Source organism: Chitinimonas sp. (assembly GCF_036568685.1).
GTDB lineage: Bacteria > Pseudomonadota > Gammaproteobacteria > Burkholderiales > Chitinimonadaceae > Chitinimonas.
Genome location: NZ_DATCSC010000072.1, coordinates 1 through 13,563, shown reverse-complemented (window position 1 = coordinate 13,563; position 13,563 = coordinate 1). Strand labels below are relative to the sequence as shown.

Here is a 13,563-nt window from a genome sequence, read left to right as displayed (position 1 = left end):
ACCTTACAACCACGGCCTCCTCCTTGCGGGGAAGTCAGAATCGCTACGCTGGGTTTTGTCAGCGGCTCCTATTTGGTAGCTGAAGTCCCGACCCGCACCGCCTGCGGATCGTCCCAGCGCCCTGTGATGTCATATTCATAAGCAACCAGCCGGCCGAGTGGGTCCTTGAACACGCGCTGCAGCAGAAAGGCACCTACTGCAATGGCCGGGTTGGCGAGCGCAACGCCGGCCCCCACCGCCACGCTGTCGCCTACCGTGGGGACGATGCGCACGCGCAGTTTCTGTGTCTCACGGGCGATATCTGCCTCGCCGCGGAAGAGCACCTGCGCCGCAGGCCCCACGATGACCAGGTTGTCGGTCGAGATCACGCCACGCACGATCCTACTATCGCCCTCGATACGGTCGAAGGCAAAGCCCTCGCTGAAGACGTCGCGGAAGTCCAAGGTCAGCCGGCGTTGCAGCGACTGCAGGCTGAGGATGCCCAAGAGCCGCCCCACACCGGGCTCTATCTTGGCAAACTGGCCGCTTTCGGCCTTGAGCGTGAGGTTGCCGCTCAGGCTGGGGTAGTCGGGCGAGAGGGGCGAACCGCGCCAGGCCAGGTCACCCTTGAGCGAGCCACTGCCGCTACGCATGGTCTCGGCATAGCCAAAGCGGCCCAGCAGCTTGCCCACGTTATCCGAGGCGATATCGACCTTCACCCGCGTGCCGTTATCCTCCCCCGTGGGCTGCCACACGCCTTGCATGGCGAGCCGTCCGTCGGGATTCTCCAGCGTCAGACCGTCGATCAACCAGTTGTCGCGCTGCTGTTGCGCCTTTACCTCAAGCTTGCCCAGTGCATGGTTCTTGTAACGGAAATCGTCGGCCGTGATGTCCAGTGCTGGCAGTTGCCGCTGCTCGCTCCTGGCGGCCGGTTTGGCATCGCCAACCTCTGGCAACGGCAGCACCAGCCGAGCCAGGCGAGCGTGCAGCTTGCCCTTGCCCTGTGGCGACCAATCCGCCCTACCCTCGATCTGCTTGCTGCTGCCCGAGAGGCGCCAGGCGCCGTCGGCCTGAGGCAGCGCACGCAGCATGACTTCGTCGAGCTGGCTGCCGGCCACCACCAATTTGCCGGTGCGCAACTCCAGCCCCGCCAGCGAGGGAGGCTCGCTAGCGCCGGTCGCGGGCGCATCGAAGAACTTGATCCAGGGGTCGAGCGCAAACTCGGGCAGGTTCACCGTCAGCCAGAGGCCGCGGTTGGCGGTATTGGGCAGCCCGGCGCCGATATGGATCTCGCCGCGCTCGGTATGCCAGCCGGTGGGGCCGGGGCTGCGCAGCAACTCCACGTTGACGATGCTGGCCAACGCCACCTTCCACTGTTCAGACTTGTCGTTGGCGTCCAGGTTCAGCCGCAGCGGCCGCACCTCGCCCACGGCCTTGCCCAGCGGCGCCGGCAGGTCGATGCGGGTCTCCTTGAGCGGGGCCTCCACGTTCAACTGCCAACCTTGCTTGGGCAGGCTCACGCCAACCTTGTAGTCGCTGCTGCCACTCAGGCGGTCGGCATAAGGCACGCCATAGCGACGCGCCGCCAAGGTGCTGTCCATGCGGCCAACGGCGGCAATCTGCACCGCGCCACCAGGGGCGGTCGCCAGGTCCACCCTCACCGGGCCGCCCAGGGTATTGGCTTGCAGGCCCTTGGCGGCCACCGCCTGTTCGCTGAAGCGCACCTCTCCGTGCAAATCGGTCAACTCGGGCATGGTATCGCCCAGTTGCAAACGGTTGCCGCTGATACGGTAGACACCTGCCACGCGGGTGTTGTCGGCATTGTCGAAGGGGATGTCGAGCTTGAGCCCCAGTCGCCCGTCGCCGGCCGAGCGTGCCATGCTACCGAGGCCCCCGAGCGTCTTGTCCAGCGGGCTCTGGGCAATAAAGCGGAAGAACTCCGGGCTGCTGCCCTTCACATCGCCTTCGACGTGCACGCTGTTGCTGTGCGCAAGGTCCTCGATTACCGCACTGGCATGCTCGATATGGGTGCCCAGTATTTGCCCCCCGGCCTGCACGGTCAGCCGGTTGCCCTTGATGCGCACCTCGCCATCCAGCTGCTTCACCGCCGGCCAGCCCGGGCTGTAGTCCAGGGTCAGGCCACGCGCCTGGGTCACCACTTCCCAGACGCCCTTTTTGCCATCGGCAAAGGGGAAATCGGCCAGCGGGCCGTTGAGCACAAAGGTGGCGTCGCGCGCGTCACCCGCCGTCAGGCTGGCCTTGAGCCAGGCGCGGGTATCCGGTCCCAGGCTCACCGGCAGGTAGTCGGCCACCTTGTTTGCGGTCAGGCGGGCCACCTTGCCGTTCAGGGTCAGCGCCCCCAATCCTTCACCCGGCCACTGCCAAGTGGCCGTGGTGGTGGCTTCCACGTCGGCATTGCTGGCGGCAAAGTCGCGCAGGTTCACCGTCCAGCTGCGGCCGGAACGGGTCCAGTCCAGCGCCAGCTGTAGCTTGTCCAGTGCCAGCGGGCTCTCGAACACATCAGGTGCCAGCAGGCGGAAATTCTGGCCACGCACCGACAGGCGCCCACCCTGCGTATCCACGCTCAGGTCGCCGTCCAGCGGCCCCAGTGTAGGCATGGGCGCCGGTGCGACCAGACCCAGGCCGGTAAAGGCCATCTGGCCGGAATAACTCTTGGGCGACTGCCAGTTGCCCTGCCAGCTGGCGCGCAGCTTGTCGATGCGACCGGTGGGCTGCGTGCCGCGCAGCTGCTGTCGCACGCTCTGTGGCAGGGGAATGGCCGGCATGAGATTGCTCAGGCGCGGGAAGGTCAGGCTTTCGAACTCCACGCTGCCACCATCGCCACGCAAGACCAGGCCGGCATGGCTGCCATCCAGCAGCTGGCTACCTTCTGCAGCGAGCTTGATATCGCTGAGCGCCAGTTGGCGCTCCTTGCCCTGATCGAGCCAGCGCATCTTGGTGGCCAGGCGGTCCAGATCCAGCGGTGCCAGCTCGGGAGCCAGGCGCAGGCTGGCCGCCTGCAGGTCCAGCTCGGCATCCAGGCCCTTGGGCTGCAGGCCGATAAAATCGAGATTGAGCCGCAGTGCCCCCTTGCCACGCCGGACGTCGACCGGGTACGGCAGCCATTGGCCCAAGGCGGCCAGATCAACCTGCTGCAGCGAGGTGGAAAGCTTGCCGCGCCATTGTGCGAACTGGGCGGTGTCGTCCCCCCACCAGCTGAGTTCAAGCTGGAAGGGCGCAGCCAGCGCCGCGGGCGGCGTGGCAGAAAGACGGGTGTGGTGGCGGCCGAACAGCTGGTTGCTGAGGCTGAAGTCCACATGCTCCAGTTGCAGCTGCGGCGCGGCGCGCAGGGCGTCCTGCCAGGTCACCGTGCCATCGACAATCGCGATGTCGTGCTGGCGCAGCACCCAGTTGCCCAGGGCGCTGTCCTGGTTGTCCTTGGCATTGAGCGGCAGCCCGGCCAGCCGGATGACGCCCCCGGCATCTCGCGTCAGCTCCAGCTTGGGGCGGTGGGCGGTCAGGCGGGCAAAGCGTACTTCACCGATCAGGAGCGGCCACCAGGCCAGTGCCGCATCGACCTCGTCCAGCGCCAACGCCGGGCGGCCATCCTCGTGCTTGAGCTCCAGGCCACGCAGGCTCAGATAGGGCAGCCAGGCGCGCCAGCCACCCTGGATGCTGGCGATCGCTACCGGCCGGCCGCTGCGCTCGCTCAGCTCCGCCACCACACGCGGGCGGTAGCTCTCAAGGTGGGGAAAGAACCACCACTGCAGCCAGGCGGCGGCTGCCAGCCAGATCAGCAAGGCGATGCCCAGCAGCCAGATCAAGAGACGGCCGTGCCAGTGCAGCACGCCCAGGCAAAGCCGGCCGGCGGGCTTGAGGAAGGACAGGAGGGGACGGGCAGTCGGATTCAAGACGGAACATGCCCGCGGAGGCACTGGGTGAGGGTCTGCAAGGGCTGCGATTCTAGCGGGGTGGCCCGCAGCCGTCTTGGCTGTTTGCCTGGCTTGGCACATTTGCCACAAAAGCCCGCGCTATCAGTACATAGACCGCCTATACAGGATGGCGTTCCGATCTGCCCCATGTGCATTTTGCCAAGCCGCCCAGGGGCAGACCGGGATTGGTCATATATTCCAAAAAGTTAGATTTTTTACAATCACAAATAATTAAAGGAAATTAAAACCCACTGATATTGTGCAATGCAGTAAGTGCCGCACAGCAAGGCTACAAGCCATGGCGCGCACTTATGGCTGCTACAAGCAGCCCACCCCATCCCGACTCGACGCACAACGAAAAGAGTAACCATGCGCCTAAATCAAGCTAACCGACTGAGTACGATCGCACTCGCCCTCGCCGCCCTACCCCTGACCGCCCTGGCCGACAACGCCGAACCCGCCGCCGACAAGGTGGTGATCACCGGTTCCCGCATTGCCCGCGCCAGCCAGGAGGGGCCGACCAGCGTGACCGTGATCACCGCCGAGCAGATCGAGAAGCAGGGTTACAAGAATGTCTTCGATGCGCTGAGCGGGCAGACCCAGAATACCGGCTTCACCCAGGGTGCCGACTTTGGCAATACCTTTACCCCGGCTGCCAATGCCATCAGCCTGCGCGGGCTTGGGCCCAACCACACCCTGATCCTGGTGAACGGCCGGCGGCTGGCGGACTACCCCATCGCCTATGAGGGCGGCACCAACTTCGTCAATCTGGCCAACATCCCTTCGGCCCTGATCGACCGGATCGAGATACTCAACGGCGGCGCATCGGCCATCTATGGCTCGGATGCCATCGCCGGGGTGGTCAATATCGTGCTGAAAAAACACGCCAGCGGCCTGGACCTGAACCTCAAGGCCGGCACCACCGAGCGTGGCGGTGGTGCCAACCAACGCCTGCAACTGAGCGGCGGCAGCGACTTTGACAAGCTGAGCCTGATCTACGGCCTGGAAGTCAGCCAGCGCGACCCGATCTGGAGCCGCCAGCGCGACTTTATGGCCGACACTACCCTGCACGGCGCCAACCCCACCAGCATCTGGTCCCGCCGCAACCTCGACACCGGCCGCTACGTGGACCCGGGCGATAGCTGCAACATACTGGCCAGCGCGTTTGAAGGCAGCGTGAAGAAGTTCACTGGCAAGAGCGGTAGCTACTGCGCCAGCGGCCGCGCCAGCCCGGACTACTGGACCACCCAGACCGGCAACGAAAGCCAGAACGGCTACCTGGGCCTGAACTACACGCTCGACGCCCATACCACCCTGTTCGGCGATGTGGCGGTGGGCCTCAACCGTACCAAGAACAATACCCGCGGCCCGAGCTGGACCTCGGACCTGGCCGGCAACGGCTACATCTACAACCAGAACACCCAGGCCTACGAGGTATGGAGCCGCCGCTTTGCGCCCGAGGAGATTGGCAGCGCCGAGCGCTTCAACCGCCAGTGGAAGGATCGCGCCACCAGCCTGAGCGCCGGGGTGCGGGGCGATATCGACGGCACCACCTGGGGCTACGAGGCGGCCTATAGCGCGTCGTCCTATATCAGCACCGACCGCCGCCAGCGCCTCCTGGCTGGCATAGACAGCTTTTACCTCGGCCCCAAGCTGGGCGTGGACAGCGACGGCGTGGCGATCTACGCCCCCGATCCGGCGCGGTTCAACCGCGCGCTCACCCCGGCGGAATTCAACAGCCTGGTGGCGCCGTCCGAAAGCCGCAACAAGGCTTGGACCCAGACCCTGAGCCTGAGCGCCAACGGCGAGCTGCTGGACCTGCCGGCCGGTGCGCTCAAGCTGGCCACCCTGCTGGAGGCTGGCAGCCAGGGCTTTAGCAACAAGCCCGACCCGCAGCTGGGCCAGGGCATCTACTACAACACCGCTGGCGCGCAGGACGTGAGCGGCAAGCGCTCACGCTACGCCGCCGGGGCCGAGTTCAATATCCCACTCTTGAAGCAGCTCAACGCCACCTTGGCGGGCCGCTACGACAACTACGAGTTTGCCGGCCGCAACGACAGCAAGTTCACCTACAACGCCGGGCTGGAGTACCGCCCCAGCAGCAGCCTGCTGCTGCGTAGCAACTACGCCACCAGCTTCCGCGCACCGGACATGAACTACATCTTTGCCGCCGAAACCCGCGGCTACTACTCATCGAGCACCGACTACTACCGCTGCAAGCTGGCCGGCCAGCCGCTGGACAACTGCGAGTTCAAGGACATGTCGCCCGGTGCCAACTATGTGCAGACCGGCAGCAAGGATTTGAAGTCGGAGAACGGCAAGTCCTTCGGCTATGGCCTGGTGTGGTCGCCCAGCCGCAGCTTTGATGCCTCGATCGACTACTGGCATATTGCGATCAATGATCTGGTGACCAACCTCGATTCGGACACCATCTTGCGTGACGAGGCCGATTGCCGCACCGGCGCCAAGGACCCGAACTCGGTGCTGTGCCTGGATGCACTGGCCCGCGTACACCGCAACCCGGCCAATGCCGTGCTCAACCCCAATGTGATCCGCGAGGTGATGGTCAACCCGATCAACGCCGCCAGCGAGCGCACCACTGGCATCGACCTGACCGCACGCTACCGCTGGAAGTGGGACAGCCTGGGCGACTTTGCCCTGAGCGGCAACTACACCAAGGTGCTGAGCCACCGTTACCGCCAGTTTGAGAAGGACCCGTACACCGACTACCTGAACTCGCTGGACAACACCGACTGGCCGAGCAAGTTCACCGGCAGCCTGAGCTGGTCCAAGGCGGACTGGGCCAGCACCCTGCAGGTCACCCGCTACGGCAGCATCCCCAACGGGGCCCAGACCGCAAGGCTGACGCCCTATGCGCTGGCCAATGTGAGCGCCAGCTACAAGATCAACCAGCGGGCCTCGGTCTCGGTGATCGTCAACAACGTGTTCGACAAGGTCCGCGAGGACCTGAGCGGTGGCTGGCCCTTCTACCCGGTAGGCAACTACAGCCCGCACGGCCGGCAGGGCTGGGTGGAATTCAACTACCACTTTGGCGCTTGATGACGTAGCAAGACCAAGCCGGATTGAGGGCACCTGCGGGTGCCCTTTTTCATGCTCCATGCGGCTTGGAGCCAAGCGGGCCTTTCGCCCGGTACACGGCTCGCCCTATGATGGAGCACCCAACCGCTACGAAGCGGTCCGCAAGAGGATCGCCGTTCAGGTCATGAGCCAGCCTTTAGACAACGCCATCCGCCATAGCCGCTACCTGCAGCGCCTGTTCGCCGCCCAGCCAGCCCTGCAAGCGGAGCTGGAGACCAGGCTGCAGCACCCCTTCAGCCGAACGGAGATGGAGGCCATGCTGCCGCAGGGCGCGGACGACGCCACGCTCAAGCCGGCGCTGCGCAAGCTGCGGCAGGCGGTGATGGCGCGGGTGTTCAGCCGCGACCTCTTGGGCCTGGCGCAGCTCGACGAAGTGATCACCACCGTCAGCGACCTGGCCGAAGTCGCCATCCTGGCCGCGCTGGAGTGCGTGACCCGGCCCGACGAGCGCCATGGCCGGCCCATCGGCGCCGAGAGCGGCGAGGTGCAGCGCTTGATCGTGGTGGGCATGGGCAAGCTCGGCGGGCGCGAGCTCAATGTGTCGAGCGATATCGACCTGATCTTTGTCTACCCCGAGGACGGCGAGACCGACGGCCCCCGCCCCATCTCCAACCACGAGTGGTTTGCCCGTGCCGGCAAGCGGCTGATCGCGCTGATCCACGACGTGACCGCCGACGGCTTTGTGTTCCGCGTGGACATGCGGCTGCGCCCCTTTGGCGACAGCGGGCCGCTGGTATCGAGCTTTGCCGCGCTGGAGAACTACCTGCTCACGCAAGGCCGAGAGTGGGAGCGCTATGCCTGGATCAAGGGCCGCGCCATCACCGGGCCGGACGGCCTGGGTGGCGACGCCGCCGGGCTGATGCAGCTGGTCACCCCCTTCGTCTACCGCAAATACCTGGACTACGGCGCCTATGCCTCCATGCGCGACCTGCATGCGCAGATCCAGCGCGAGGTGATACGCCGCGACTTTGCCGACAATATCAAGCTCGGCCCCGGCGGCATACGCGAGGTGGAGTTCATCGCCCAGGTGTTCCAATTGATACGCGGCGGCCGCCGCCCTGCCCTGCGCATACGCCCCACCCGCGAGGTGCTGCGCGAGCTGGTGAGCATGGGCCAGCTGGAAGCGCTGACCGTGGCCGAGCTGACGGCAGCCTACGTGTTCCTGCGCGATCTGGAGCACCGGTTGCAGTACCTGGACGACGGCCAGACCCAGATGCTGCCGGCTGGCGAGGGCGACCGCGCCTTGATCGCAGAGAGCATGGGCTACGCCGGCTGGCCGCAGTTCATGACCGCGCTGGATGGCCACCGCAATACCGTATCGCGCCACTTTGAACAGATCTTTGCCCTGCCGCAGGCCGAGGGCGACGCGGTGCACCCGCTGGCCGGCGTGTGGCTGGGCATCGCCGACGGGCAGTCCGGCCAGGACAAGCTCGCCGCGCTGGGCTACCACCAGCCGGCCGAGATGGAACGGCTGCTGGCCGCCATAGCCCAAGGTGGCCGCTACCAGACCCTGGCCGACAAGAGCCGCCGCCGGCTGGATGCGCTCATCCCGCCACTGGTGGAGGTCTGCGCCCGCCAGCCCAACCCGGACGAAACCCTGAGCCGCATCCTGCGCTTTCTGGATGCCATCGCCCGGCGCGAATCCTACCTCGCGCTCTTGGCCGAACACCCGCAGACCCTGAGCCGGCTGGCCGCGCTGCACAGCGCCAGCCCCTGGGTGGCCGACTATCTGCACCGCCACCCCATCCTGCTCGACGAGCTATTGGACGCGCGGCTGCTTTACTCACCGCCGGACTGGCCGCGCCTGGGCGAGCAACTGCGCGCCGAGCTGGCGCTGCACGCCGGCGACACCGAGGCCGAGATGGATGTGCTGCGGCACTTCCAGCACCAGCAGGTGTTCCGCCTCTGCGCCCAGGATCTCGCTGGCCAGTACACGCTGACCACGCTGTCTGACCATCTCTCGGATCTGGCCGACCTGATCCTCTCGGTCACCCTGGAGCGGGCCTGGGCCGAGCTGCCGGGCCGGCATATCGATACCGCCCGCTTTGCGGTGATCGGCTACGGCAAGCTCGGCGGCAAGGAGCTGGGCTATGGCTCGGACCTGGACCTGATCTTTGTCTACGACGACGAGCACCCGGACGCCGCCGAACTCTACGCCAAGCTGGCACGGCGGCTGATGAGCTGGCTCAGCACCCTCACCGCCGCCGGCTCGCTCTATGAAGTGGACCTGCGCCTGCGGCCCAATGGGGCATCGGGACTGATGGTGTCGAGCATCGCCACCTTTGCGCACTACCAGCAGGAAGACGCCTGGGTGTGGGAACACCAGGCCCTGACGCGGGCGCGCTATGCGGCCGGGGATAAAGCCGTCGGCGAGCGCTTCGAGGCAGTCCGCCGCGAAATACTGAGCCAGCGCCGCGACGCCAACAAGCTAGGCGAGGAAGTGGTCGCCATGCGCGACAAGATGCTGCAGACCCACCCGGCGACGCATGACGATGTAAAGCACTGCCGTGGCGGCCTGGTGGATGTGGAATTCATCGTGCAATACCTGGTCCTGGCCTACGCCCACCGCCTGCCGGCCCTGCTCGCCAACAGCGGCAATATCGCCCTGCTCAAGGCCACGGCAGAAGCCAGCCTGATCCCCGCCAACCTCGCCGAGGCTGCGCAGGAGGCCTACCGCCAGCTACGCAATCTGCAGCACAAGGCACGGCTGAATGGCACGGCGCCAAGTGAGGAGGCACTGGCGGCGGTGGCACCGGCTTGTGAGGCGGTGAGGTGTTTGTGGCATTTGGTGTTTGATTAAAAAATTTTCCACACCTCAAGCAAGCTCCCGCTTATACACCCCAGGAGAAGCAATGGACCTTATGAGCTTTCAAGAAGTTATCACCTCGCTTCAAAAGAAAAAAAGACCAACATCTCTCCTTATGGGCAATGGCTTTAGCATGGCCTACGACCATAAAATATTTTCTTATAACGCTCTCTACGACTTTCTAATCTCCAAAGAAGATGTATTAATAAATAAATTATTTGACGCAATAAAAACCAAGAATTTTGAACTAGTCATGCAGCAACTCGACACAACTCTTGCTCTTTTAGAAGCGTTTGACTCAGATCCTTCACTGCAGGAAAAAATAAAAATAGCAAGCCAAAAGTTAAAAAATGGCCTACTAAATTCCATTCACGAACTACATCCTGACCATGTATATAAAATCCCAGAAGAACAATGCATCTCTTGCGCAAAATTCCTAAATCTATTCCTATCCAGTGGCGGTCAAGTCTTTACGACAAACTATGACCTACTTTTATACTGGGTCCTCATGCGACAAGGAGTTCAAAATCCAATTGATGGATTTGGCCAGGAAATAGAAAACCCAATTGAATACACCAAGGGCGAAGATGCCATTCTGTCAGATTTGATCTGGGGACCAAACGCCTCCAAGCAAAATATTCACTATTTGCACGGAGCCTTACACATATTTGACAATGGTGCAGACATCATTAAGGAGCAATACGACCAAAGCGGATATTTATTGGAAAATATTAAGCACCGACTTAACAACGGAAGCTACCCGATCTTTGTTACTGCTGGCAGCGGGGACGATAAACTAAATCACATCAGACATAATAGATACCTTTCCTTCTGTCTTGATCGACTATCCCAGATCGATGGGTCACTTGTAACTTTTGGCTTTAATTTCGGCCCCTATGATGAACACATAATTGAGACCCTGAACAGAGCAACGCATTATCAGTCAAAATCAACACCAAAATTGTGGAGCATTTACATTGGGGTATACTCCGACAACGATGCCAAACACATCGAATCAATTCAGACCAAGTTTCATGCAAAAGTAAAAATGTTTGATGCGAAATCAGCGGACGTATGGGGAAGCTGAATAAGCTAGTCATGCATCAACGACCAAGATGATATGCCAACCAAAAGCCGCCCAAAGGCGTTTCTTTTGTTAGTATCAAAGATTACTGCCACCATCAGCTCGCACCCTGCGGCATATCTTTCAGCACCATACCCGGCCCCAGGAATTCATCGCAGATGCAATCCGATTCGGCGATGTTCATGACTTTTCTGGCTTCCAGATAGCATAAATTGGGGTCTGGTCTCGTAATTTGCACGCATCTAGATAGTGCAAAATGCAAGACTTGGCCCCGATTTTCCCATCAACCAGCAGTGAGTGTCACCGCCAGGCCTCAATCGAGATCCATTGCGCATTGGCCTAGGCGTGCTGCTACTACCACTGGCAGCGATCGTCCTTGTATGCGGCGATGTCCTCGGCAAATTCCACGACCTGGCTGTTGCGAGCGTTGGTGTAGCGAAAGCCGTAGACCCTTGCGCCCTGCGTGACGATTTCGTACTCGCCGGTGATCTTGCCACCGACGATTTCCTGCCAGGTGGTCGTGTTTTCCGAAGGCCGGTCTTTGGCCATCTCGATGGACTGTATCGATTTGAATGCCAGCGTGATGGGCGCTTTGGCGTTCTTGTATTTGACGTAGGCGACAACCCAATTCGTCGGCGTGTCCGTGATGGTTCGCCACTCCAGGTGGATGGTGCCGTTCGGGCCGCCGGTCATGCAGCGGAAGTCGGTGGCGATGCGTTCGGCGGCGGTGGCCTGTGCGAAGAGGAGTGCGACAAGGAGAACTGCGAATCGCTTTTGCATGGTATCGGGGGAGCTGGGTGGGGGTCTTTGCCCGGTTGCGCCGTTGGCGCGTGGGTGTGCAGCCGCAGGGCGGGAGACCCTCAGGCTACCTAGCCGGAAAAGGTCGGTCAAACCCACAGCTGCGCCGTCGACGTCCGCTTTGTGGCAAAGTAGTGCGGTGGCCGCTATCGGCCATGAGCGGAAGTTCCGGGATGTTGCCGCAAAGCAGCCATTTAGGGCTTTGCTGGCCCATCAGACAGATCATTTACACAGCTTTTCCCTGCCGTCATGAAATTCTCGAGAATATTTAGACAAGCCACACTTTTCTGGCCGGCTCAGATCGATATCTCGGATGGTGAACTCCGAGACGGGAGCGGTGGTTATTTCCCGCAGCTTTCCCGCATCTGGAATAGTGCAGAGTCTCATACGGATGGATGGAGTGAATGGCACAAATTAATGACCTGGGCAATATTCTGTGCTTTTCACAAAGCAGCCGTTGCGAATTTTCGTGCCAACAAATCCATCGTTACCAAAAAAGAATTAGAAATGTCCTATATCGTCGCCCGATTCGAGGAAAGTCTTTTCGCTCCAAATCCCAGCTATCCAAGTTGGATGCGAAAATCGTATAGAAGTATTCAGAAATGAAGCTAACCTTGCGGTCAACGTGATGGACCAAAGCTGCGCCTTAGGTTCCCTTCGTGCCTTCGGCACCTCGGCCGCACGCCACCTCCTACGTTATACTTTGAGTGTCCGCAATTGGTGGGCGTTGACCTTCCGCTTCGGGTCGGTTGCCGTCCCCCAAATGGAGGATGTAATCGGGTACCCGGTTAGGGATCGCTCAAGGTCAGGTATCGCCTGCTAAGCAGTCCTTGAGGTGCAGGGCAGGTTGAGACAGGCTTCGGCCAACAGCGGCCGCTCGACAACTTTGACGCAAAGCGGTCACTCAAACGGATGTGTACGAAAGGGCTAATTGTATGAGCCCTGTTTTTTCCTCATTCACATACATTGGAAATTTTCATGGCTAATCCGGAATGGACAAGTCGAGGAAAGACGGTTGCCCAGTTAATTTCTGAGCTGCGTACTTTTGAAAACCAAGACCTGGAGGTTCGCATCTCGTTGAATCAAGGCGATACTTCATTTCCAATATCTCTCGTTGCTAAGGTGGATGGAAAGTATGCGGTTTTGAAAAACTGCCAAGAAACTCCAACACCCATCCAACATAGAGATGGTCATGAGTAATTCACACCAACACCCAACCTAGGCGGCAGGCCCACAATCTCATGTCTCCAGTAATTGGCAACGTAATTAACGAACTCGAACAGTTTGTACCGTCTGATGAGGACGATAATGCCTGGCTGCTCAATAAGCTACTTTGCAATCTCAGCTCCTATCCAGATAGAGAGTTAACCATTGAGCCTATGTTCAAGCTCATGGAACGGTTCCCGGAAGCTGACTTTGGCTCGCCAGGGCCACTAGTTCACGAAATAGAAGCAATGAATGGATACCAATCTCAGTTGCTCCGCTCGCTTGCACGTAAACCAACCAGCTTGAGCGTATGGATGGTCAATAGAATTCTGAATTCTTGTGAAACGCAGCAAAACCGGGACAAGTGGTTAGAGCAGTTAAAGTTAATAGCCGAAAATCAAGACGCGCCTTACTCTGCCCGGCAAAGTGCTGAGGAATTTCTCTTATATCAGGAAGCGCAATAATTGCAGGCGTCGCGTCCGCTTTCCCAGGTAGTCAACGACCGCATTGGGTCGATAGTGACCTGCCCCCATCTTTAGTACGAACCACTTTTAGAGTCCGTTGTTAAATCCCGCTCCCGTTTGCAAGCCTCTGCGAACTGTGTCGGGGTCAGGTAACCCAGCGAACTATGTGGTCGCTCGGTGTTGTATTCGACGCGC

8 protein-coding genes are annotated in these 13,563 nt (G+C 61.0%); 5 read left to right on the top strand and 3 right to left on the bottom strand.

Going from position 1 to position 13,563, the window contains the following annotated elements:
* Positions 1-68 precede the first annotated feature (68 nt).
* Positions 69-3,890 (bottom strand): YhdP family protein, encoded by a 3,822-nt coding sequence (locus VIM95_RS11350; protein ID WP_331985712.1) that lies wholly within the window; start codon positions 3,888-3,890, stop codon positions 69-71.
* Positions 3,891-4,280: 390 nt separating this feature from the next.
* Here VIM95_RS11350 and VIM95_RS11345 point away from each other — a divergent pair, with 390 nt between their 5' ends.
* From VIM95_RS11345 to VIM95_RS11335, 3 genes are all read left to right on the top strand, one after another.
* Positions 4,281-6,971, top strand: a complete 2,691-nt coding sequence (locus VIM95_RS11345) for a TonB-dependent receptor domain-containing protein (RefSeq protein WP_331985710.1) — start codon at positions 4,281-4,283, stop codon at positions 6,969-6,971.
* A 163-nt stretch (positions 6,972-7,134) separates the two neighbouring features.
* Complete coding sequence (gene glnE / locus VIM95_RS11340) at positions 7,135-9,810, top strand: bifunctional [glutamate--ammonia ligase]-adenylyl-L-tyrosine phosphorylase/[glutamate--ammonia-ligase] adenylyltransferase (protein WP_331985708.1); 2,676 nt, start codon at positions 7,135-7,137, stop codon at positions 9,808-9,810.
* A gap of 52 nt (positions 9,811-9,862) precedes the next feature.
* Positions 9,863-10,903 (top strand): DUF4917 family protein, encoded by a 1,041-nt coding sequence (locus VIM95_RS11335; RefSeq protein ID WP_331985706.1) that lies wholly within the window; start codon positions 9,863-9,865, stop codon positions 10,901-10,903.
* A gap of 351 nt (positions 10,904-11,254) precedes the next feature.
* Here the strand turns inward: VIM95_RS11335 and VIM95_RS11330 are convergent, their stop codons facing one another.
* On the bottom strand, positions 11,255-11,680 hold the full coding sequence (locus VIM95_RS11330; RefSeq protein ID WP_331985704.1) for a hypothetical protein: 426 nt from the start codon (positions 11,678-11,680) through the stop codon (positions 11,255-11,257).
* 996 nt (positions 11,681-12,676) lie between these two features.
* Here VIM95_RS11330 and VIM95_RS11325 point away from each other — a divergent pair.
* The gene (locus tag VIM95_RS11325) at positions 12,677-12,898 is read left to right on the top strand and encodes a hypothetical protein (protein ID WP_331985702.1); all 222 of its coding nucleotides are present in this window, start codon (positions 12,677-12,679) and stop codon (positions 12,896-12,898) included.
* Between the two features lie 41 nt (positions 12,899-12,939).
* Complete coding sequence (locus VIM95_RS11320; RefSeq protein WP_331985700.1) at positions 12,940-13,368, top strand: hypothetical protein; 429 nt, start codon at positions 12,940-12,942, stop codon at positions 13,366-13,368.
* Between the two features lie 71 nt (positions 13,369-13,439).
* Here the strand turns inward: VIM95_RS11320 and VIM95_RS23390 are convergent.
* Positions 13,440-13,563, bottom strand: a 124-nt coding sequence (locus VIM95_RS23390; protein WP_414648469.1) for an integrase core domain-containing protein, incomplete at its 5' end; no start/stop codon positions are given.